Origin of the sequence: Pseudomonas sp. PS01298, assembly GCF_029959745.1 — a bacterium.
GTDB classification, from domain to species: domain Bacteria; phylum Pseudomonadota; class Gammaproteobacteria; order Pseudomonadales; family Pseudomonadaceae; genus Aquipseudomonas; species Aquipseudomonas aylmerensis.
Genome location: NZ_JASCPP010000010.1, coordinates 59513 through 82984, shown reverse-complemented (window position 1 = coordinate 82984; position 23472 = coordinate 59513). Strand labels below are relative to the sequence as shown.

Sequence of the window (23472 nt, the reverse complement as noted above, 5' to 3'; positions counted from 1 at the left end):
AACGATCAATGCCTATTGGTAGGGATGTGAGATTACCATGTAGGAAAACGTAGGATTATGACGTTTGAGAATGGGCTATGCCTCTAGCACATAGGTTAGCCTGTGTTTTTTCCTGCCAGCAACTGCGCCGTTGCCGTCGACTTCAGGTTTTTGCGCTGCCAGAATGCTGCCTTCTCCTTCAGGCCGACTTTGCCTACATGCCTAGCCCGGACATTATCAACGCCGAAGCCGTCGCCCTGCATGCCGGGGTTTCACGCTCTGCCGTCTCCCGTACCTTTACGCCGGGCGCCAGCGTGTCGCCACGCATGCGCGAACGGGTGATGAAGTCTGCCGAGGCGCTGGGTTACCAGGTCAACCTGATTGCCAGGACCATGAACAAGGGCAGCAGCAATTTTGTCGGCATCATCACCGCCGGGTTCGAAAACCCGTTCCTCGCGAGCCTGCTGGGGCCCTTGACCCACCATTTGAGCCTGCACGGCTTGATGCCGCTGCTGATGAACGCCAATGACCCGGAACAACTCGAACGCTCGATGCAGGAGTTGCTGAGCTATCAAGTGGCCGGGGTGATCCTCACCTCGGCGGCAGCGTCCAGCGAGCAGGTGGAGCGCTACCTGAATCGGCAAGTGCCGTTGACCATGATCAATTGCGATGCGCACCTGCAGGGTGCCAACCTGGTGGTCAGCGACCATGTCGAAGGGGGCCGGTTGGCGGCGCGTGAATTGCTGCGCAGCGGCGCGACCCGCCTGGCCTTCGTCGGCCAGAGCGAGGGCAATTACAGCTCACGACAACGCCTGCAGGGGTTTCGCCAGGTCGTCGCCGAGGCCGGCCTGGCGCCCTTGGCCGAACATTACGAGGCCGTCGGGGGTTACGCCGCAGGCGTGGACGCCGCGCTGGCCCTGTTTGCACAGCCGACGCGCCCAGACGGGATTTTTTGCGCCACCGATCTGCTGGCCCTGGGGGTGATGGACGCCCTGCGATTCAAGCTGGGCCTGCAGGTTGCCCGGGATGTGGCGGTGGTCGGTTTTGACGATATTCCCCAGGCGGGCCACGATGCCTACGCCCTGACCACCGTCCGCCAGGACCCCGAGGCCTTGGCCCGGCAGGCAGTGGCTGCCACGCTCAACGCGGCCGTGGAGCAGCCTTTCATGGTGCCGGTGCAGTTGATTCAACGGCGCAGTACGTTGGAATAAATAGTTTAAAAATATGTTGAAACGAATATTTTTTTCGTGCCTTATAAAGCGGTTCAGTGTGAATGGCGGCAGGTCCGCCATTTTTTTGCACTTGCTTTGCACACGTGTGCAAAGCGCTGAAATTCACACATCCAACAAGGGGGTAGCCCATGCAAAGTAGCCAACAGCGCTGCACACCGCTGAGTCCTGAAGACCTGCAACAGCGTTATGCCTGTGCGCAGGAGCTGGCCATGCAAGCCGCGCGGCGCGCACTCGAGCCTTACCGGCAGCGCGACAGCTTGGTCGTCAGCCACAAGGGCGACCAGCTCCAGGACTTGGTCAGCATCGTCGACCAGGACACCGAGGCCTACATCAAGCAGCGCTTGGCCGAGCGGTTTCCGCAGGATGGGTTCCTGGGGGAAGAGACAGGCGGCGCGACCCTTGATGCGCAGTGCATCTGGGTGGTCGATCCCATCGATGGCACCAGCTGTTTCGTCAACGGCCTGCACAGTTGGTGCGTGTCCATCGGCCTGATGGTCGACGGCGAGCCGTGGTTGGGCGCCGTGGCGGACGCGGTGCACGACGAGTTGTTCCATGCCTGCAACGGCCAAGGTGCCTGGCTCAATCAGCAGCGGCTGAGCGTGCACACGGCGCCCGATATTGCTCATGGCGTGATGGGCGTAGGCACCTCCCATCGGCGCGGCAAGCAACATTTCATTCCCTTTATCGCGCAGTTGCTGGAGGAGGGCGGTACCTTCATTCGCAATGGTTCGGGCGCGCTGATGGTGGCCTACGTCGCCGCAGGCCGGCTGATCGGTTACTACGAAACCCACATCAACAGCTGGGACTGCCTCGCCGGGCTGGTACTGGTGAAGGAGGCGGGCGGCGTGAGCAATGACTTTCTGCGCAACCACGGCCTGACCGAGGGCAATCCGTTGCTGGTGGCCAACCCGCAGGTCTACGCCCAAGTCGCCTCGATGCTTGGGAATGCCCTGGACGCCTGATCGCAGCAGCACCTTTTAAAGCACGTACAGCACAATAAAAACAGGAACTGTCGGCTATGAAATCTCTATTGAGCTTGCTCAAGGCTGCACCAGCGCGCGCGCTGGAGCCCGAAATCGACCCCCAACTCTTCAGGCGCATCCGCCTGCAAACCTTGCTGTCGATGTCACTCAGTTATGCATTGTTTTATGTCTGCAGGTTGTCGTTCAACGTGGTCAAGCCCGCGCTGGTGTCCCAGGACATCCTCAGCCCCAGCGAATTGGGGATGATCGGCTCGGCGCTGTTCTTCACCTATGCCATCGGTAAATTGGTCAACGGCTTTCTCGCCGACCATGCCAATGTGCGCCGCTTCATGATGCTTGGCCTGGCCCTGAGTGCGCTGGTGAATGCCTGCATGGGCTTGACCACCAACGCGGTGATCCTGACCCTGGCCTGGGGCATCAATGGCTGGGCGCAGTCGATGGGCGTCGGGCCATGCGTGGTGTCCCTGGCGCGCTGGTATGGCGACCGGGAGCGGGGTACCTATTACGGCTTCTGGTCGATTGCGCACAACCTCGGCGAAGCGCTGACGTATGTCGCTGTCGCCGCGGTCGTGGTCACGTGGGGATGGCAGTACGGCTACTGGCTGGCGACCGCCATGGGCTTGCTCGGCATCGTGCTGGTGTTTGCGTTCATGGCCGACTCGCCGGAAAGCGAAGGCTTTGCACCGGTCAATTCCAAGCCCGCACTGGAAATCAAAGGCACCGTCACCAGTGTTGCGGCGATTCAATGGTTATTGCTCAAGAGCCCGGCGCTCTGGCTGCTGGCACTCGCTTCGTGCCTGATGTATGTCGGTCGCTATGCGGTCAACTCCTGGGGCGTGTTCTTCCTGGAAAACGCCAAGCACTACGACACCCTGACCGCGTCCACGCTGATTTCCGTGGCGAGCATCTGCGGGATCGCCGGTACGGGCTTGAGCGGGCTGATCTCCGATCGCTTTTTCGCCGGCCGCCGCCATGGCCTGGCGGTGGTCTTCGGCGTCATGAACGCAGGGGGCCTGGCGTTGTTTCTGTATGGCCCGGCCGGGCATTACTGGATGGACGTGCTGTCGATGGTGATATTCGGCAGTTCGCTGGGGGCATTGCTGTGCTTCCTCGGCGGCCTGATGGCCGTTGATATTGCCGGCAAGGCGGCGGCTGGCGCGGCGTTGGGCATGATCGGGATTGTCAGCTACATCGGCGCGGCAGCCGGCGAGATGCTCACCGGCGTCATCATCCAGCGTGGCACCACGCTGTCGGCCACCGGCATCAAACTCTACGACTTCAACACCCTTTCGCAACTGTGGGTCGGCGCGGCCATCGGCTCGGTGCTGCTGACCTGCCTGTTGTCCTGGGTGGCACGGCGTCCACGACGCCCCTCGTCACTGGCGGCGCTGCCTGCCAACACCTGACCTTTTCTGTGTAAACCGCCCCGGCGACGGTGGTCGGGGACGGGATCGCTGCGCTCAAAAAACAATGGGAAGCATAATAATGAGCCTCAATTTTCAGCGTGTGAAAAGCAACGTCGTGGTCATTGCACTGGGCTTCTCCGGCCTGGTGCAGGCCGATGGGTTTATCGAGGATGCGAAGGCCAACCTGGTGCTGCGCAACTTCTACATGAGCCGTGACTTTGTCGATAACGGCGCCTCCAAAGCCCTGCCGGGGTCTACCGGGCATGGCCAGGCCGCGGAGTGGACACAAAGTTTTATCCTCGATGCGAAGTCGGGTTTTACCTCGGGCACCGTCGGCTTTGGCCTGGACGCGCTGGGCATGTTGGCGATCAAGCTGGACGGCGGCCGGGGCACTTACGGCACGCAGTTGTTGCCGACCCACGACGGCAACCGGCCGGCTGATGACTTTGGCCGCTTGGCTGTCGCCGGCAAGGCGCGGTTTTCCAAGACCGAGCTGAAAATCGGCGAGTGGATGCCGGTCCTGCCGATACTGCGTGCCGACGATGGCCGTTCGCTGCCGCAGACCCTCGAAGGCGCGCAAATCACCTCGCGGGAAATCCCCAACGTGACCCTGTACGGCGGTCAATTTCGCGGCAACAGCCAGCGTAACGACGCCAGCATGCAGAAGCTGTCGCAGAACAGTGTCGGCACGGTGTTGCACGGCAGGAACAGCATCGAATCGGATGCGTTCAATTTCATCGGCGGCGACTATACGTTCAACCACGAACACACAGTGGTTGCGGCTTGGTACGGCCAACTCGAAGACGTTTACCAGCAGCAATACTTCCAGCTGCTGCACACCCAGCCGATCACCGAGAGCATCAGCCTGGGTGCCAATATTGGCTATTTCATCGGCACGCAAGATGGCGCCGCGTTGGCCGGCAGCGAGGACAACCGCACGCTGTCGGGCCTGTTTTCCCTGAAGACCGGCGGCCACACCTTCTACGTCGGCCTGCAACGTCTCACCGGTGAAACCGGCCTGCAGCGGGTCGCCGGCACCAGTGGGGCGACCCTGGCGAACGACAGCTATGGCTCCAGTTACGACCTGGCCAACGAGCGTTCCTGGCAGGTGCGGCATGACTACAACTTTGCGGCCGTCGGGGTGCCGGGGCTGACGCTGATGAACAGGTTCATCAAGGGCAGCAATGTGCACGCCGGCGCCGTGAGTGATGGTCGCGAACGCGGGCGCGAAACCGAAGTGGGCTATACGCTGCAGAGCGGGCCGTTGCGCTCATTGAACCTGCGCTGGCGCAATGCGACACAGCGTCGAAGCTTTGGTAACACCAACAGCTTCAACGAGAACCGCCTGATCGTTCAGTACCCGATCTCGATCCTGTAAGCACGCCAGTGCACAGCGGGCTGTGCACTGGCTCAACTCTCATACACCGGTTGTTCGATCTCTCGATGGTGCGTGGCACCGATAAACAGGTACATCGCCGGCACCATGAACAGCGTCAACAGCGTGCCGATCGACAGCCCGGCAAAGATCACCAGCCCCATGTCATGTCGACCCGCAGCCCCGGCGCCGGAGGCCCAGACCAGCGGCACCACGCCCAGGACCATGGCCGCCGTGGTCATCAGGATCGGCCGCAGGCGCACGGCGGCCGCTTCTTCAATGGCCTCACGTTTGCTGTGGCCTGCGCGCTGCAGTTCGTTGGCGAACTGCACAATCAGAATCCCGTGCTTGGTGATCAGCCCCAATAGCGTCACCAGGCCCACCTGGGTGTACACATTGATCGAGGCGTAACCCATGGTGATAAACGCCAATGCCCCAAACAGCGCCGGTGGCACCGAGAACAGGATCACCACCGGGTCGCGGAAGCTTTCGAACTGGAAGGCCAGCGCCAGGTAGACGATCAGGATCGAGAACATCAGCAGCCCGACGAAGCCACCGGATTCCTGCATGAACTGCCGCGACTCGCCGGAAAAGTCGGAGGTATAGCCCGACGGCGCCACGTTGTTGAGGATCGTATTGAGTTTGGCCAGCAGTTCGCCCTGGGCCACGCCACTCACGCCGGAAAGCGTGGCCGAATTGAGTTGCTGGAAGTGGTTGATCGACTCCGGCTGCGTCGACGTCTCGATGTGCGCCACGGTGCGCGCGGGGATCATGGCACCGGCGGGCGTGCGAATGTAGTAGTCGAGAATCTGCTCCGGGTTGAGGCGGTTGACCTGCAGCACCTGGGGAATGACTTTGTACGAGCGCCCGGCAGTGGAGAAGTAGTTGACGTAGTTGCCGCCCAGGGCCGCCGACAGCGCCGCGCCGACATCGGCCTGGGTCATGCCCAATGCAGCGATTTTTTCCCGGTCGACCACCAGTCGCGCCTGGGGCTTGTCGAGTTTCAGGTCCATGTCGGAGAACCAGAACAGCTGCTGCTTCTGTGCCTCGGCCATCACCGCTTGCGCGACCTCATTGAGGTTTTCCACCGAATCAGTGGTGGTGATCACGAACTGTACCGGCAACCCTTGGGCCCCCGGCAGCGACGGCAACGGAAAGGCGGCGATGGTTGCGCCGGGCACCTGGTTCCACTTTTGCTGCAGGTCCAGAATCAGCTGGGCCTGGGAGCGGGTCCGATCATCCCAGGTCTTGAGCAGCACGCCGCCCAGGCCTTGATTGAGCGCCGGCAGGCCGGTGAGCTGGAACATTTGCGCGTACTCGGACTCTTTGCTGGCGATCTGGAACGCCTGGTCGGCAATCCGCTCCATCTGCTGCGGCGAGGCGGTCGGCGGGCCTTTGATCTGCATGAACACCAGGCCCTGGTCTTCGGTCGGCGACAGCTCGCTCTTGGCGGTCATGCCACTGGCGGCGACCAGCAGGAACAGCACAAAGCCAAACGTCACCAGCACCGGCCAGATATCCAGCCCGCCGGACAGCACGCGGTGATAGCGCCCGCGCAGCCAGTCAAAATACTGATCGAGGCGGCGCGCGAAGCGACCTTCTTCCTGGCCGGTCTTGAACAGCTTGGAGGTCATCATCGGCGACAGCGTCAACGCCACCACGGCCGATACGGTGACCGCGCCCGCCAGCGAAAAACAGAACTCCTTGAACAGCGCGCCCGTCAGGCCGCTGCGCAAGCCGATGGGCACGTACGCAGCAATCAGCACCACCGTCATCGCAATGATCGGCCCGCCCAGTTCGCGCGCCGCCACCAACGCGGCCTCCAGCACACCTTTGCCTTCTTCCTTGATATGTCGGTCGACGTTTTCCACCACGATGATTGCGTCGTCGACCACCAGCCCGATCGCCAACACCAGCGCGAGCAGGGTCAGCAGGTTGATCGAGTAACCGAGCAGGTACATGACGAAGAAGGTGCCGACCAGCGACAGCGGGATCGCCACCAGGGGCACAATCACCGCCCGGAAAGAGCCGAGGAACAGGTAGATGACCACCGAGACAATGATCATCGCCTCGACCAGGGTCTTCACCACCTCGTAGATCGAGGTGTTGATGAACGCGGTGGAGTCATACACGATGTCGCCGCGCACGCCGGTGGGCAGTTGCGATTGCAGCTCGGGGAACGCCTGGCGCACGCTGTCGGCGACCGTGAGGATGTTCGCGGTGGGGGCTACCTTGATGCCGATGAACACCGAGCGCTTGCCGGAAAATGCCACGCTGCTGTCATAGCTCTCGGCGCCGAGGGTGACTGTCGCCACGTCCGCCAGGTACACCAGTGCATCGCCTTTCTGCTTGATCACCAGCTGTTTGAACTCATCCACCGTGTGCAGATCGGTGCCGGCGGTGAGGTCCACGGTCACGGTCTGCCCGCGCGTGGAGCCGACGGCCGACAGGTAGTTGTTGTTGGCCAGGGCCGTCGACACGTCCTGCGCGGTGACGTTATGCGCCGCCAGTTTGTCCGGGTCGAGCCAGGCGCGCAGGGCGAACTGGCGCCCGCCGAGGATTTCGGCGGTCTGCACGCCCTGGATCGAATCCAGCTTGGGCTTGACCACGCGCACCAGGTAGTCAGTGATGTTGTTGGTCGGCAGGGTGTCACTGTAGAAGCCCAGGTACATCGCATCGGTGGTCTGCCCGACGGCAATGGTCAGCACCGGTTCCTGGGCCTGGGCCGGCAGTTGGTTCTTGACCGAGTTGACCTGGGTGTTGATCTCGGTCAGCGCCTTGCTCGCGTCGTAGTTCAGCCGCAGCGTGGCGGTGATGGTCGAGATCCCGGTGATGCTTGAAGAGGCCAGGTAGTCGATGCCCTGGGCCTGGGCAATCGCCGACTCCAGCGGCTGGGTAATAAAGCCTGCGACCGTGGACGCGTCCGCCCCGTAATAGGAGGTAGTAATGGTCACCACGGTATTTTCGGTGCGCGGCCATTGGTTGACCGGCAATTCGAAGATCGAGCGCAGCCCCAGGATCAGGATGAACAGCGACACGACCACGGCCCACACCGGTCGCTGGATAAAGGTATCGGTAAGCTTCATGGGACACCTTTAATGTTCTTGGGGAGTCGGGGCCGGGTCATTGAGCGGTGCCGCGCTGTTATCGACCTTCACCGGCGAGCCATTCTTGAGTTTCATCTGGCCGCTGGTGATCAACAGGTCGCCTTCCTTCACGCCGGACAGGATCGCTACCTGGTCGCCACGGGTCGGCCCGGTCTGGATAAAGGTCTGCTGCGCCGTCAGCACGTCCTCGCCCTTGTCGTTCTTCGCCGACGTCGCGATGAATACGGTGGTGCCGTAAGGGTTGTAGGTGACTGCGGTCTGCGGCACGGTGAGGTAGCGCTGCGGCGTCCCGGAGGTCACGACGGCGCGGGCGAACATGCCGGGCACCAGGCTTTGCCTGGGGTTCTCGACGGTCGCTTCGACGGTGACGTTGCGCGTGGTCGAGTCGAACTGGGTATCGATGGTGCTGACGCGCCCGGTGAAGGTCTGGTTGGACAGGCCGTCGGCGGTCACTGCGACGGGTTGGCCGATGGCGATGGCTTCGAGCTGGGTTTGCGGCACGGTGAAGTCGATGTAGATCGGGTCGAACGTCTGCAGCGTGGCGATTTTGTCGCCGGGGTTGAGGTATTGCCCCGGGTTGACGCTGGTAATGCCGATCCGCCCGGCAAACGGCGCGCGAATGGTTTTCTTCGCCACCAGCGCGCGCTGTTGCTCGGCTGCCGCTTGCTTGGCCTTCAGGTCGGCGGTGTCGGTGTCGACCTGGGCCTGGGACACGGCGTTGACCGCCAGTTGGGCTTTGTCGCGCTTGAGCACGATCACCGCCAGGTCGGCCGTGGCCTCAAGCGAATGCAGTTGCGCGATGTCGGAATCGGCATTCAGTTGCACCAACAGGGCCTGGGCCGGTACCTCTTGGCCAGGTTTGAAACCGAGGGTGCGCACGATACCGCCGACCTCGGTGGTCACATCCACGCCGCGAACCGCCTTCATTGACCCCACGGCCGAGACGCTGGGTTGCCACTCGCTGAACGGCACGTGCATGGCCGTCACTACGGCGGCGGGCAACGGCGCCTTGGACTGGGCGATCAGTGCCGAAATCTGCACGAATTTCACCCCGGCAATGATCGCCACGATCACCAGCACCACCGCGACCATGATCAGCATCGGCCGCCATAACCGGCGCTTGCGTGGGCTGCCCGGTGCGCTGGGTTCGGGAGGCAGGGGAGAGGCAGTCTGGACGTCAGCCATGGAGAATCTCACTGTTTCAATGATTCAGTTCAGTCGAACCGCGCCGAGTCGCTGGGCGCAGGCTTTTTCGTGGCCGGCATGATTTCCTGCCACGACGGCAGGCCGAAGCGATCCGGGCGGCCCTTTGTCGCGGGGTCCACATCCGCGCGGTTCCACCAGCCGCCACCCAGTGCCTGGAACAGCGCCGTGGTGTCGCTGTAGCGCGCAGCCTGTGCCCTGACACGTGCCAACGCAGTGTTCTGGTAGGTTTGCTGGGCGTTGAGCAGGTTGATGTACGCCACGGCGCCGAGACGGAACTGGGCTTGCACCAGATCCAGGCTGGCTTGCGCGGAGCGTTCCGCCACGACCTGCTGGTTGAGTGCGTCAGCGTCGGCTTCCAGCGCCCGGAGCGCGTTGGCCACGTCCTGGAACGCGGTCAGCACGGTGCCGCGATAGCGCGCCGCCGATTCGTCATAGGCCGCCACGGCCGCGCGTTTGCGGTGTTCGAGCGCGCCGGCATCAAACAGTGGCTGAGTGATCGAGCCGGCCAGGCTCCACACGCCGGAGCCGGACGAAAACAGCTTGGTGCCGCCCGCCACCGTGGAGCCCAATGACCCGGTGATGCTGAACTGCGGCAGTTGGTTGGCCACGGCCACACCAATGTCAGCGCTGGCCTGGTGCAATTGCGCCTGTGCAGAGCGCACATCCGGCCGCTGCGCGACCATGTCGGAAGGCAGGCTGACCGGCAGTGCCTGCGGCAGTTGCAGGGAGGCCAGGTTGAAACGCTCACCCTGATCCTGATTGGGGAAGCGACCGAGGTAGGCCATCAGTTGGTTGCGCGTCTGCGCCAATTGCTTTTGCAACGGCGGCAAGGTCGCGCGCGACTGTGCCAGCGCGGTCTGTTGCGTGAGCACGTCGGCATCACTGATGGCGCCCAGGCGCCGCTGGGCTTGCAGCAAGTCGAGCTGGCCGCCCTGCAGGCGGATGATTTCCTCGGTGACGGCGATCTGGTCTCGCACCGACGCCAGGCTGATCGCGGTATTGACCACATTGGCGGTCAAGGTCAGGTACGTCGCCTCCAGCTGGAAGCGCTGGTACTCGGCCTGCGCCGAGGTGGCTTCGATTTGCCGGCGCGTACCGCCAAACACATCGGGCGCATAGGACACGCTCAACGAGGCCGAACTGACGGTGAGAATCGGCGACTCCGGCAACCCCGAAGTGACGCCGGAGACTTTCTCGCGGGCTTTTTGCACATTGCCACTGACCGAGGGAAACAGTGACGCCTGGTCGGCATACACCAACTCGTTGGCCTGGCGCAGCGCGGCTTGCGCGGCGCTCACGTCCGGGTTGGCACGCAAGGCCTCTTCAACTAGGGCATTGAGGGCTGGCGAACGGAAGAGCGCCCACCATTGACCGGGAATATCCATCCCGGCGATCAACCGCTGCGCCGCGCCCCCGGTGTCGATATCGGCCTGGGCAGTGGTGCTGAGTTTTTCGCGAGAGTAGTCGGCATTCGCCGGCGCATCCGGGCGCACGAAATCCGGCCCGACCGTACAGCCGGCGAGGGCGAGGCATAGCAGGCTCAAGGGCGCCAGAAGGTGTGCCACCTGTTGCGGTCTGAATACACGCTGCCGCGGGTGCTCTTTCATAGTTACTCTATTAATCAGTTGGTTAACTGCTTTTTTTGTCGAGCATTGCGTGCAGGTGCAACGGACCGGCCGGGTATCAAGGGCACGGCGTCGCAGGATTCAGATGAGTGTAGGTGGTGCCGGGCGCTGCGCAATGTCAGTGCATGGGGCCGCACAGGCACGGCAGGCGCATTAAATGCGCTTTCGGCATTGTTAATGAATTAGGTTATGCATTGTGGTTATTTTACACGGCGGGGCGAGTCGCTCACTGTATGCGCCCTTAGTCACTTGGGCTGGAATACGTGGACATGAGCAAAAGACAGCTGAAACTGGGCGCCCTGACCATGGGCTGCGGTGGGCCCGGGCGCCACAACCTGTGGCTTGACCCACACCTGCCGGCCGATGCCAGTGTCAACGTCGACTGGTATATCGACATCGCGCGCCAGGCAGAGGCGGCGCTGTTCGACTTGATGTTTATCGTCGACAGCCAGTTCATCACACCGGGGTCGCCCTCCCATTACCTCAATCGCCTGGAGCCGTTGACCCTGTTATCGGCGCTGGCCGTGAGCACGCGGCATCTAGGCCTGGTCGGCACGCTGACGACTTCCTATAACTCGCCGTATAACGTCGCGCGGCGCCTGGCATCGCTGGACCTGATCAGCAAAGGCCGCGCCGGCTGGAACGTGGTCACCAGCGGCGACGCCGGCACTGCCGGCAATTACAGCCGCGACGAGCATTACGATTACGACACCCGCTACGGCCGCGCCGCTGAACACGTGCAGGTGGTGCAAGGGTTGTGGAACTCCTATGAAGACGATGCCTTCGTACGCGACCGCTCCACCGGCCAGTTCCTCGACCCAAGCAAACTGCACAGCCTGAACCACAAGGGCGAGCATTTTTCCGTGGTTGGCCCGCTGAACATCCAGCGGTCACCTCAGGGCCAGCCGGTGATCTTCCAGGCCGGTGATTCGGAGCAAGGTCGCGCCCTCGGTGCCGCTACCGCCGACGTGATCTTCACCCACGCCGCCAGCATCGAGCAGGGCCAGGCGTTTTACCAGGATGTAAAGGGCAGGGCGGCGCGGCTGGGCCGCGACCCGCAGCACCTGCTGGTGATGCCCGGCGCAGAAGTCTATGTCGGCGACACCGACGCGCATGCACGTGAAATCGAGCAGCATTACCATCACGTCGACCATAGTTTTGAACTCGCCCTGAAGGAGTTCGGACGCAACTTCGGTTGGCATGATTTCAGCCAGTACGACCTGGATGCGCCGTTTCCGCAAGAAAGCCTGGAGGCCGCGCGCAGCAGCTTCTTTACCGCAGCCAAACGCATTGCCGACCAGGCGCGCGATAAGGGTTTTACCTTGCGCCAGGCCGTTGAATTTGGTCGACAACTGCGTCCGGGTGCCTTCGTGGGCAACGCCGACACCGTCGCGCGGAAAATGGCCGAGTGGTTCGAGGCGCGCGCCGTGGATGGTTTCAACCTCTATATCGGGCACCCAGAGCAATTCAAGCGGTTCACCCAGGACGTCATTCCGTTGTTGCAGGAACGAGGGGTGTACCGCACGGCGTACGAAGGCACGACACTGCGTGAAAACCTGGGGCTGGACATTCCTCGGTTTGCACGCGGCGGCTAGCGGTCCAACAGGTGTTCAGGCGGGCGGGCTGCCCGGTGCTGACGGCTTGTGTCGTCGGCAACGCTGCGAGCAGTAGCGCACCTCGTCCCAACAGCGCGCCCATTTCTTGCGCCAGGCGAAATCCAATCCGCAGACCACGCATTTTTTGACCGGGAGTTCGCTTTTCTTCACAACGACTCCCCGGCATCGAGCCTGGCGAGCAGTGTCTGGCCGCGGTCCCAGAGCGCTTGTTGTTTGGGCTCAGTCATGCGGTCGAGGTTTTTGTAGACCATGCCCATGCGCGGATTGCTGCGCAGAAGGTCGCCGTGACGCATGAGGAAGTGCCAGTAAAGCGCATTGAACGGGCAGGCGTCGTCAGTGGTGCTTTCGCTGACCTTGTACGCGCAGTTGCCGCAGTAGTCGGACATGCGTTTTATATATTGGCCACTCGCGCAATAAGGCTTGGAGCCCAGGTAGCCGCCGTCCGCGTGCATGACCATGCCCAGTGTATTGGGCAACTCGACCCAGTCGAACGCGTCCATGTAAATCGCCAGGTACCAGTCGCAAATCTGATTCGGCGTGATGCCGGCCAGCAGCGCAAAGTTGCCGGTCACCATCAGCCGCTGGATATGGTGGGCATAGGCATGCTTCAGGCTTTGGCCGATCGCCTGGCGCATGCAGTTCATTTGGGTCTCGCCCGTCCAGTAGAACTCCGGAAGCGGCCTGCTGTTGCCAAACAGATTGCCGCTGGCGTAGTCCGGCATTTTCAGCCAGTAGACACCGCGGACATATTCGCGCCAACCGATGAGTTGGCGGATAAAACCTTCGGCGGCGTTGAGGGGAATCCTCTGCGCCCAATACGCCGACTCGACGTCCTGGCACACCTGGCGCAGGTCCAGCAGGCCGATATTCAGTGCGGCGCTGATCCGGGCATGAAACAGGAAGGGTTCATCGCTGGCCATGGCATCCTGGTAGTCACCGAACGCCGCCAGCCCCCAGTCGAGGAAATACTCCCACAGCGCCTGGGCGTCGGCGTGGGTCACCGGGTAGTCAAAGGTGCCTAGGTCGCCATAATGCTCGGTGAAGTTTTCCGCCACCAGCGCCAGCACCTCCTGGGTGATGGCATCTGCGGTAAAGCGCATCGGCAAGGGCGCTCTCACCTGCTTGGGCAGCGCCTTGCGGTTGTCGGCATCAAAGTTCCAGGCGCCGCCCACCGGACTGCCGTCGCCATTGACCAGCAGGCCGCTCTTGCGCCGCATCTCACGGTAGAAAAACTCCATGCGCAGCTGCTTTTTGCCGGCGGCCCAGGACGAGAATCCGGACCGGGTGCAGAGGAAGCGGCTATCGGTATGCCACTGGATGGCCAAGCCGCATGTCTTGAGGGACTGCTCCAGGCGCCAGTCACCGCACTCGGTCAGATGCAGCGAGTCGGGCTGCAGCAGCAACTGCCAGCGCTGCAACTCGCCCGGCACCGAGCCGCTGTTGTGCGGATCATCGAGGGTGACGTAGTTCACGCGGATGCCCCGCTGTTGCAGCGCCTGGGCGAAATGGCGCATCGCGCTGAAGATCAGTGCGATTTTCTGCGGGTGATGGGCCACGTGGCTGGCTTCCTCCATCACCTCGACCAGCAACACCGTGTCGTGTTCGGCATCCAACGCTTTCAAGGAGGCCAGGTCAAAAGACAACTGGTCGCCCAGGACGAGGCACAGTCGGTGAGTCTTATCCATTGCAGAACATCGCCAACCACTGCGATTTGTTGTACATAGCCTATGTCCTTGTATAAGTTTTTAACACGATAGGCTTAAAGGGATGGACTGACAATCCGCCATAAACAGAAAACCCGACACAGCGGTCGGGTTCTCTATTGAAGCGTTTTTATTCCCCGCTCGCTTTAGTTGCCCAGGGCCGCACGCGTGTGTTCGCCGTCGACCAAGCGCGCAATGCCAAGCGGGTTGGCATCTTGAAGCGCTTCGGGCAAGAGGGCGTCGGGGTAGTTCTGGAAGCAGACAGGACGCAGGAAGCGATCAATCGCCAAGGTTCCCACCGACGTGCCGCGCGCGTCGGATGTCGCCGGGTAAGGCCCGCCATGCACCATGGTGTCGGTGACTTCAACACCGGTTGGATAGCCGTTCAACAGGATCCGTCCGACTTTCTCCTGCAACAAGCCGGTCAACCAGCTGTATTCGAGCAACTCATCGGCTTCGCCAAGCACGGTGGCGGTCAGTTGCCCGCGCAGTCCATTGAGTGCGGCGACCAGTTGTGCCTGGTCGGCGACTTCAATAACGATGGTGGCAGGGCCGAACACTTCTTCCTGGAGCAATTCGTCACCGTTGAGCAGCAGGCTGACATCGGCTTTGAACAATTGTGGCTGGGCCTGTTTCCCTTGCTGAGGATTGCCCGCCAGGTGCTCCACGCCCGGATGCGCGTGCAGGTGTTGCAGACCGCTGGCATAGTTGGCCAAGGCGCCTGCGTTGAGCATCGTCTGGGCCGGCTGGTCATGCATCTGCGCGGTGAAGCGTTGCAGGAAGGCGCTGAAATCCGCTGATCGCAGGCCAATGATCAGCCCGGGATTGGTACAGAATTGCCCGCAACCCAAGGTCACCGAGCCGGCCAGCTCCTTGGCGATGGTCTCGCCGCGCACTTGCAGGGCCTGGGGCAGAATGATCACCGGGTTGATGCTCGACATCTCGGCAAACACCGGAATCGGCTGCGGACGTTGCGCGGCCATCTTGCACAGCGCATTGCCGCCCTTGAGCGAGCCGGTGAACCCCACGGCTTGGATGGCGGGATGTTTCACCAGCCACTCGCCGACGCCCCCGCCATAGATCATGTTGAACACGCCGGCGGGCATACCGGTGCGCTGCGCGGCCCGCATGATCGCGTCCGCGACCCATTCAGCGGTCGCCATGTGGCCGCTGTGAGCCTTGAACACCACCGGGCAGCCCGCTGCCAGGGCAGAAGCGGTGTCGCCACCGGCAGTGGAAAACGCCAGCGGGAAGTTGCTCGCGCCGAACACGGCGACGGGGCCCACCGCGATCCGGAACTGGCGTAAGTCAGGGCGGGGCAGGGGCGCCCGGTCCGGCAGGGCGCGGTCAATGCGCGCGCCGTAGAAGGCGCCTCGCCGCAGTACCTTGGCGAACAGGCGCATTTGCCCGCTGGTGCGGCCACGCTCACCCTGGATACGCCCGGCAGGCAAGGCGGTCTCACGGCAGACAGTGCTGACGAAATCGTCGCCGAGGGCATCCAGCTCGTCAGCGATGGCCTCCAGGAACTCGGCGCGGCGCGCGGCTGGCAGGTTGCGGTAAATCGGGTAGGCGGCGCCGGCCGCCTTGGCCGCCGCGTCGACCTCGTCTTGTGTGGCCTGGATGAAGTGGCCCGGGAGGGCTTCGCCGGTTGTCGCATCGAAACTGTGCAGATGCACGTTGCCCGCGCCAAGTCGCTGACCACCGATGTAGTTCTGACCGAGAATCTGAGTCATGTCAGGGTTCCTGATTGGAGGATGAAGAGAAATGCCAGGCTCGACACCGGCAAAATAAAGCGGCTCCGCATCGTGCGGGACGACGGGAGCCGGTGTGTCGAAGTGAATGCAGGGCCTTAAGTGATCGCACCGATCTGCCAGGGCACGAATTCGTTCTGGCCGTAGCCATGCTGTTCACTTTTGCTTTTGTCGCCTGAGGCGATGCGCAGCATCATGCGAAAGATGTATTCGCCGCGCTCCTCAATGGTCATGGTGCCGTCGGCAATCCCGCCGCAGTTGACGTCCATGTCTTCTTCCTGGGTTTCCCACAGACGGCTGTTGGTGGCGAGTTTGATCGACGGCGAGGGTGCACACCCATAAGCCGATCCGCGCCCCGTGGTGAAGGCAATCAGATTGGCGCCGCCGGCGACCTGGCCGGTAGCGGAGATCGGGTCATAGCCGGGGGTGTCCATGAACACCAGGCCGTGGGCCCTGACGGTTTCAGCGTATTCGTAGACGTCGACCAGATCGGTCGAGCCGGCCTTGGCCACGGCGCCGAGGGATTTTTCCAGGATGGTGGTCAGGCCACCGGCCTTGTTGCCCGCCGACGGATTGTTGTTCAGCTCGGCATCCATGCGCTTGCAGTAGGCTTCCCACCAATGAATGCGCGCGATGAGTTTTTCACCCACTTGCTGGCTGACCGCGCGACGGGTCAGCAAGTGCTCGGCGCCGTAGACCTCCGGGGTTTCCGACAGGATCGCGGTGCCGCCGGCGGCCACCAGGCGGTCCACGGCATTGCCCAGTGCCGGGTTGGCGGTGATGCCCGAGTAACCGTCCGAACCACCGCATTGCAGGCCGATAATCAGGTGTTTGGCGCTGACCGGCTCACGCTTGACCTGGTTGGCTTCGGCCAGCAGCGACTTCACTTGAGCAATGCCACTGGCAATGGTCTTGGAGGTGCCACCAGTGCCCTGGATGGTAAATGTGCGCAACGAATCGCTGCTTTCAAGGCCCTGGGCCGCGAGCAACTCAGGGATCTGGTTGGTCTCGCACCCCAGCCCAATCAGCAGCACCGAGGCAAAGTTGGGGTGGACGGCATAACCGCCCAGCGTCCTGCGCAGCATGGCCAGTGCCTCGCCGCCGGGGTCGACTGCGCAGCCAACGCCGTGGGTGAGTGCAACGACACCATCGACGTTGGGGTACTCGACCAGCGCTTCAGGATGAATGTCGCGGCGGAAGTAATCGGCAATCGCACGCGCCACCGTCGCCGAGCAATTGACCGAGGTCAGAATGCCGATGTAGTTGCGGGTCGCGACACGGCCATCGGCGCGCACGATGCCCATGAACGTCTCTGCGGTGGGCACAGGACTGCCTTTGGCATCGACGCCGAAGGCATAGTCCCGAGAGAAATCGCCCATTGCGACGTTGTGAACGTGCACATGCTGTCCCGCTTCGATTGGCTGGCTCGCGAAGCCGATGATCTGCCCGTAGCGGCGCACGGGTTGGCCCACGTCGATATGACGCGCAGCGACTTTGTGGCCGGAGGGCACCGGCTCAAGTACCTGGATGCCTTCGGCCTTGAGCTCCAGGCCCTTGATCAGCGGTTGCCGCGCGATCAATACATCGTCGAGCACATTGAGTCTGATCACGGCATTGGCAGCGGTCTCGCTGCCTGTTGTAGTTATGAGTTGCATGACGGTTGCCTCGGTTTTTCAGGGAGCGCTATGGAGTCGGGCAGGTCAGGCCAACCCACGCTCGCGATAATCAATCAGGCTGGAGAACAGCATCAATCCTGAAGCCATGACGACGAAGAAGATCAGCGCCAGGAAGTACGAGCCGGTGAATTGCACAATCAGGCCGATCAGGATAGGCACGATCACCCCGACCATATTGCCGCAGAAGTTCATGCTGCCGCCCAACACGCCGGCTTTGGACTGGCCGCCGAGAATGGCGGGCAGGCACCAGTACATGCCGCACCAGCGAATGAAAAACAGCGCGACACAGAGCAGCGAGATAACCACGACGGCGTCACTGCTGTAGGCCACGGCGAGGATACAGATCGCAGCAATTGCGGCGGAGCCTGCGAACATGCTGCGCATGACCGTGTTGGGTTGGCCGCCGGCAGCCTTCCATTTATCCGACACCCAACCACCAAACAGTTCGCCGATGAAGCCGCATATGAAGATCAGGAAGGTGGCGCCGCCCATGGCCTTGATGTCGAGGTTATGGGCTTTGTGCAAGTAGCTTGGCATCCAGGTCAGCAGGCCGTAGAACACACTGTTGTAGCACGCGTACCCCGCGAACATGGCCAGTACCGAACGACTTTTGAGCAGGTCCTTGAGGATCGCCTTGCGCCCACCGGTGGCTTTCTTCGCGGCTTCGTTGGCATCGGTGATGTAGGCCAGCTCTGCAGCGTTGACTTTCGGGTGCTCACTGGGATGGTTCCTGATGTACCACCACGCCCATATGCCCACGACCATGGTGCCGACGCCCGCGATGACGAATGCGATCCGCCAGGAATCAAACCAGGTGATCAGCCCTGCGATCAGGATTGCGCCCAGTGCAGTGCCCAGCGGCGCGCCGCCATCAACCAGGGTGGCGCCGCGCCCGCGTTCATTGGGCGTCAGCCAGGCACCGTTGAGCTTGGCGCCGGCCGGCATGATCGGCGACTCCGCGACACCCAGGCCGATGCGGGTGATGAGCAACGTGATCCAGTTGTGCGCGCCGCCCGCCAAGGCCTGGAACAGGCCCCAGCCGACCGTGGCAATGCCGACGATATTGCGTGTCTGGAAACGGTCGAGCAGCATGCCGCCGGGGATCTGCATCAGCGCGTACGACCAGAAGAATGCACTCAGCATCAACCCTTCAAGCGCCGGCGTCATGTTGAAATCAGCTGAAATCAGCGGCAGTGCAACCGACAGTGACGCCCGGTCGATGTAGTTGATGGCCGAGAGCAGCAGCAGGAGCAGGAAAATCCTCCAACGTACGGTGGTCGGGCGGGCGGTGATGGCGGGACTCGCTGTCGTAGCGGTAACGACCTGTGCATTGCCAGTGGTCATTTTCATCTCACTCTTATGTTTATTATGAAATGCAGCCTTGCTTGAGGCCCGATCAAGGGCCGCATCGGTCAGAGCGTCTGTACTTCTCCAGTGCTGAAGGCGGGTGCAACCACTTCGATGGTGTTGCACAGCGGTTCACCGAACTCACGCATGCTGACTTCGAAACGGTCGCCCGGCTGGGTCTTGATGTTATCGGCTACCGACAGGGTGGCGGTGCCGAAGAAGTGCACATGCACATCGCCTGGACGCAGGAACTGGGCGTACTTGAAGTGGTGGTACTCAAGGTTCTCAAGGCTGTGGCACATGTTGTCCTCGCCACTCAGGAACTCTTTCTCCCATAACACGGTACCGTCGCGCCAGATCCGGCTGGTTCCCGCCAGATGCCGGGGCAACTCGCCCACGCGCAGCTCTGGTCCATAGGAGCAGTTACGCAGCTTGGAGTGTGCCAGGTAGAGGTAATTGCGACGCTCCATGACATGGTCGGAGAACTCGTTGCCCAAGGCAAAGCCCAGGCGGTAGGGCTTGCCGTCTTCGCCGATCACGTAGAGACCGGTCAGCTCTGGTTCTTCACCCGCATCTTCGGCGAAGTCCGGCGACTGGAAGGCCTGGTTCGGGCGTACCACAATGGAACCGTCGCCCTTGTAGAACCATTCCGGCTGGGCGCCCACTGTTCCTGCCGCCGGACGGCCGCCGTCGAGGCCCCATTGGAACATCCTGGCGGTGTCGGTAAGTGCGGCCTTGTCGTCGACCTTTTGCTGGTGCATCTGGTCGCGGGTGGAGGCGCTTCCCAGGTGGGTCAGGCCAGTGCCGCTGATCAGGCAGTGCGCGGGGTCTTCATGGTCGAGGGGCGGCAGGACTCGGCGGGCTTCCAGCACCTGGGTATAACCTTCAGGACCGAGGGTGGTGCCCCTGGCCTCGACTTCCTTGAGCAGGCTGCGACCATTGGCAATCGCGGCGAGGGCAAGCGTGCGGGTGCTGGATGCACCGTTGACGACTTGAATCGCGTCGCCTTCGACGACGCCGACTCCACGCTGGCCGGTGGAGTCTTCAAATTGGATTAATCGCATGGAGGAGCCTCAGCTTGTTGTTATCGTTGGGGCCACTTTAAATTTCCAGGCTGTTGCTGCCTAATGAGAGTTACGACCCGAGCGATAACTTTCAGGTATACCCATGCTTCCGTCCTTCTCATCCATCGTATCGCGCCTGAGGCTCAAGCAATTGCGCCTCTTGATTGCCCTCGACGAGCACGGCTCGGTGCGCAAGGCGTCGGAGATCATGGCGCTGTCTCAACCCGGTGCCACCAAGGCATTGCAGGAAATCGAAACCATCTTCGGCTCAAGCCTCTTCGAACGCACGAGCAAAGGTTTGGAAGCCAACGACCTTGGGCGCTGTGTGATTCGTTATGCGCGTTTGATTCACACCGACCTCGAGCACCTTCGCGAGGAAATGGTCGGCATTCTCAAGGGACACGGTGGACGCCTGGCGGTGGGCACCATCATGGGCGCCGTGCCGGCATTGGTGGAGAGCCTGGCGCGCCTTCGCGATAAACAGCCGGAGCTGTCGATAGCGATTGTCGAGGACACCAGCTCGCGGCTATTGAGCTTGCTGGATCAGGGGCGGTTGGATGTGGCGATCTGTCGAACCAGCGTCAGCCCACGCCCGACGGCTTACCAAACCCGTTTCCGCGCACAGGAGCCGCTGGTCGTGGTGGCCAACCCGGGGCATCGACTGGCCAGCGCGCAGACGCTGCAACTCGCCGACCTCATGGACAGCCACTGGGTAGTCTTCCCGGTCAATATGCCCATGCGCCTGACTTTGGAACGCGAGTTTCGCCAAGTGGGGTTGAGCTTCCCGCTGTACGCCATCGAGACCTCATCGACATTCACGACCTTGTCGCTGTTGCTCAAGGACCCGAACCTGGTCGCCGTCATGCCGAACGACGTGGCGCAAATGGCACTCGACCACGGCATGTTGGTCAAGCTGGCGTTGACCATTCAGTCGACCAGCGAGCCCTATGAAATCGTGACGCGGGCCGATGTGGAGTACACGGCGCCGATGGTTTTGTTGATTGAAGAACTCACCGGTGCAAGCGTGAGCCCAGCAGCAGGCGTTTGATAGGACTGAAGCTTGCCGTGTTCAAGTACCTGCGCCGTTGAACATGCTCACCAGGCTGTGCGGTGCGTCGTCACCAAACAGCAACTCATGCAGTTCATTGCACTCTGCAGCCGTTTGCGCGCTGCGCGGGAACATCGCCTGTTCGTAGGCATGCAGCGCGGCTTCGACGTCATCCGGGTGTGAGGCGATGGCTTTGCCGAGTTCGGCGCCATCGTACATGGCCAGGTTGGCACCTTCGCCATTCGGGGCTGCAAGGTGTGCGGCATCCCCCACCAGCGTCACGCCCGGCACTCGGTTCCAGTGGTGTTCAACCGGCAGCGTGAAGAGCGGGCGCCATATCAGTTCGGTGTCACTGTGGGTAATCAGTGCCGTGAGGGCAGGGGACCAGCCTGTGAATACCTGCGCGATCCGTGCTGCCGCTGTTGGCGTGTGAGTGAAATCGATGGCGGCAAACCACTCCTGGGGTGCGGTGATGGCGACATAGGTGTGCAGCGTGGAGCCCGCCTCACGGTGCGCCTGGATGCCTTTTGCGGGTTGCAGGGCGAACATCGCACCGCCCCCTACCGCCTGGGCGGTGGCGGGGTGGCGGGTGTCGCTGTCATACAGGTAGGTTTCAATGAACGAGCGGCCCATGTACTCGGGGACGGCGGTGCTGAGCAGCGGGCGGACTTTAGACCAGGCACCGTCGGCCCCCACCAGCAGGTCGGTGACAACGTGAGAGCCGTCGGCGAAGGTCACCTCATGGCGACCCGCGCCCAGGGCACGCACGCTATTGACCTTGTGGCCCCAGCGCACGGTACCGGCAGGCAGTGAATCGAGAAGCATCTTGCGTAGCTCGCCACGCATGACTTCGGGACGCCCACCACTGCCGTCGTCGGGTTGGTCCAACAGAACGGTGCCGTCCCAATCAAGCACTCGAGTCGCCTCGCGACCTTCCAGGACAAGGGCGCGGAATTCATCCGTCAGGCCCGCCGCCTGCAAAGCCAGCTGGCCGTTGTAGTCGTGGATGTCGAGCATCCCGCCTTGTGCGCGTGCGGTTGCCGACGGCTCGGCTTCATAGACCGTGGCGGCAATGCCGTGGACGTGCAGGACACGCGCCAGGATGAGGCCGCCCAGGCCAGCCCCGATGATTGTGACGCAGGTGTGCATAAGGTACCTGTTGGCTGTGAGAAAGGGGCCGGCGGCGCGGCATGTCCCGGCCATCGTTGGCCGGATATTTCTACCCTATTTTGCCGGCAGAAAGGGGTAAGCCTGCAACCAATGATTGTTCAGCCAAGCCGCGGGGCGCTACCGGTCAGGCGCCGTCATTCCAGCGGGGACGTGCAGCGCATCTCCACAGCCTGCCAGCAATGCCAATCCATTCCTCGCAGGGCTGATAGGAATAGGCAAGCCTCACAGATGATCCGGCATAGGTCGGCAGCGGTGACTTGACTAACATCAGTACTCATCAACCGAGAGGCATGTCCATGAGCACTCACAAAACCCTGTTCATCACCGGCATCAGCAGCGGCTTTGGCAAGGCCCTCGCGACCGAGGCATTAGCGGCCGGTCACCGTGTCATCGGTACCGTGCGTAATGAAGCAGCCCTTGAAGCATTCGAGGCGTTGTCTGCCGACCGTGCCCACGGGGTGATTCTGGATGTCACCGACTTTGCGCGGATCGACAGCGTCGTCGCCGAGATGGAGACCCGCTACGGCCCGGTGGACGTCCTGGTGAACAACGCAGGGTACGGCCACGAGGGGATTTTCGAAGAGTCGTCGCTGGAAGACATGCGCCGCCAGTTCGACGTCAACGTGTTCGGCGCGGTTGCCGTGACCAAGGCCTTTGTGCCGTATTTCCGGGAGCGTCGCCGCGGACACATCATCAACATCACGTCCATGGGCGGCACCATTACCATGCCTGGGATCGCCTACTACTGCGGCAGCAAATTCGCGCTCGAAGGCATCTCCGACACGCTGAGCAAGGAGCTCAAGCCGTTCAATATCTTCGTGACCGCCGTGGCGCCGGGCTCGTTTCGCACCGATTGGGCCGGCCGCTCCATGCAGCGTACGCCGCGCAGCATTGCCGACTACGACGCCAGCTTTGATCCGGTGCGCCAGGCGCGCGAAGCCAAGAGCGGCCACCAACTGGGCGACCCGCAGAAAGCTGCGCACGCCATGCTGCAGTTGATCGCCAGCGACAATCCACCGGCCCACCTGCTGCTGGGCAGTGACGCGCTGGGATACGTGCGCGAAAAACTTGAGCAATCCCTGCGCGATATTAGCCACTGGGAGGCACTGACGCGTTCTACGGATGGTTAAGAAGCCGGGAATTGGCAAGGGAGGAGGGTGGTTGTCACCCAGCCGCCTGGCATA

General features: G+C 62.2%; 17 protein-coding genes. 7 read left to right on the top strand and 10 right to left on the bottom strand.

The window, feature by feature from the left end:
- The first annotated feature begins 197 nt into the window (after nt 1-197).
- From QMX97_RS06970 to QMX97_RS06955, 4 genes are all read left to right on the top strand, one after another.
- Nucleotides 198-1190 carry a LacI family DNA-binding transcriptional regulator gene (locus tag QMX97_RS06970; RefSeq protein WP_282396579.1) on the top strand — a complete coding sequence of 331 codons (993 nt, stop codon included), beginning with the start codon at nt 198-200 and terminating at the stop codon, nt 1188-1190.
- 149 nt (nt 1191-1339) lie between these two features.
- The gene (locus tag QMX97_RS06965) at nt 1340-2173 is read left to right on the top strand and encodes an inositol monophosphatase (protein WP_065905239.1); all 834 of its coding nucleotides are present in this window, start codon (nt 1340-1342) and stop codon (nt 2171-2173) included.
- Nucleotides 2174-2229: 56 nt separating this feature from the next.
- Entirely contained in the window at nt 2230-3600 is a 1371-nt protein-coding gene (locus QMX97_RS06960) for an MFS transporter (RefSeq protein ID WP_282396578.1), read from the top strand.
- A 79-nt stretch (nt 3601-3679) separates the two neighbouring features.
- On the top strand, nt 3680-4978 hold the full coding sequence (locus tag QMX97_RS06955) for an OprD family porin (RefSeq protein ID WP_282396577.1): 1299 nt from the start codon (nt 3680-3682) through the stop codon (nt 4976-4978).
- A gap of 32 nt (nt 4979-5010) precedes the next feature.
- Here the strand turns inward: QMX97_RS06955 and QMX97_RS06950 are convergent, their stop codons facing one another.
- The 3 genes from QMX97_RS06950 to QMX97_RS06940 are packed head-to-tail and all read right to left on the bottom strand — an operon-like array spanning nt 5011 to nt 10853.
- Nucleotides 5011-8061: an efflux RND transporter permease subunit gene (locus QMX97_RS06950; RefSeq protein WP_106803872.1), complete on the bottom strand. Its 3051-nt coding sequence runs from the start codon at nt 8059-8061 to the stop codon at nt 5011-5013.
- Between the two features lie 9 nt (nt 8062-8070).
- Entirely contained in the window at nt 8071-9267 is a 1197-nt protein-coding gene (locus QMX97_RS06945; RefSeq protein ID WP_120448589.1) for an efflux RND transporter periplasmic adaptor subunit, read from the bottom strand.
- A 29-nt stretch (nt 9268-9296) separates the two neighbouring features.
- Complete coding sequence (locus tag QMX97_RS06940) at nt 9297-10853, bottom strand: efflux transporter outer membrane subunit (RefSeq protein WP_282396576.1); 1557 nt, start codon at nt 10851-10853, stop codon at nt 9297-9299.
- Between the two features lie 329 nt (nt 10854-11182).
- On the opposite strand from QMX97_RS06940, the gene QMX97_RS06935 reads away from it, so the two are divergent.
- Nucleotides 11183-12508, top strand: a complete 1326-nt coding sequence (locus tag QMX97_RS06935) for an LLM class flavin-dependent oxidoreductase (RefSeq protein WP_282396575.1) — start codon at nt 11183-11185, stop codon at nt 12506-12508.
- Nucleotides 12509-12523: 15 nt separating this feature from the next.
- Here QMX97_RS06935 and QMX97_RS06930 read toward each other — a convergent pair whose 3' ends face one another.
- From QMX97_RS06930 to araD1, 6 genes are all read right to left on the bottom strand, one after another.
- The gene (locus QMX97_RS06930) at nt 12524-12679 is read right to left on the bottom strand and encodes a DUF2256 domain-containing protein (protein WP_083221410.1); all 156 of its coding nucleotides are present in this window, start codon (nt 12677-12679) and stop codon (nt 12524-12526) included.
- The gene (locus QMX97_RS06925) at nt 12676-14214 is read right to left on the bottom strand and encodes a cryptochrome/photolyase family protein (RefSeq protein WP_282396574.1); all 1539 of its coding nucleotides are present in this window, start codon (nt 14212-14214) and stop codon (nt 12676-12678) included. The genes QMX97_RS06930 and QMX97_RS06925 overlap by 4 nt, the downstream gene beginning before the upstream one ends.
- Before the next feature lie 164 nt (nt 14215-14378).
- Entirely contained in the window at nt 14379-15965 is a 1587-nt protein-coding gene (locus QMX97_RS06920; RefSeq protein ID WP_282396573.1) for an aldehyde dehydrogenase (NADP(+)), read from the bottom strand.
- Nucleotides 15966-16081: 116 nt separating this feature from the next.
- The gene (locus tag QMX97_RS06915) at nt 16082-17638 is read right to left on the bottom strand and encodes an altronate dehydratase family protein (protein ID WP_282396572.1); all 1557 of its coding nucleotides are present in this window, start codon (nt 17636-17638) and stop codon (nt 16082-16084) included.
- A gap of 45 nt (nt 17639-17683) precedes the next feature.
- Entirely contained in the window at nt 17684-19003 is a 1320-nt protein-coding gene (locus QMX97_RS06910) for an MFS transporter (protein ID WP_065905300.1), read from the bottom strand.
- Nucleotides 19004-19071: 68 nt separating this feature from the next.
- On the bottom strand, nt 19072-20070 hold the full coding sequence (araD1, locus tag QMX97_RS06905) for an AraD1 family protein (RefSeq protein WP_213553460.1): 999 nt from the start codon (nt 20068-20070) through the stop codon (nt 19072-19074).
- Between the two features lie 103 nt (nt 20071-20173).
- Between araD1 and QMX97_RS06900 the strand changes: the two genes are divergently transcribed.
- A complete protein-coding gene (locus QMX97_RS06900; protein ID WP_106803864.1) occupies nt 20174-21118 on the top strand; it encodes a LysR family transcriptional regulator in 945 nt (314 codons plus the stop codon).
- A gap of 21 nt (nt 21119-21139) precedes the next feature.
- On the opposite strand, the gene QMX97_RS06895 is transcribed toward QMX97_RS06900, so the two are convergent.
- On the bottom strand, nt 21140-22267 hold the full coding sequence (locus QMX97_RS06895; RefSeq protein ID WP_282396571.1) for an NAD(P)/FAD-dependent oxidoreductase: 1128 nt from the start codon (nt 22265-22267) through the stop codon (nt 21140-21142).
- A 317-nt stretch (nt 22268-22584) separates the two neighbouring features.
- Here QMX97_RS06895 and QMX97_RS06890 point away from each other — a divergent pair, with 317 nt between their 5' ends.
- Nucleotides 22585-23418 carry an oxidoreductase gene (locus tag QMX97_RS06890; protein WP_106803862.1) on the top strand — a complete coding sequence of 278 codons (834 nt, stop codon included), beginning with the start codon at nt 22585-22587 and terminating at the stop codon, nt 23416-23418.
- Nucleotides 23419-23472: the final 54 nt, after the last annotated feature.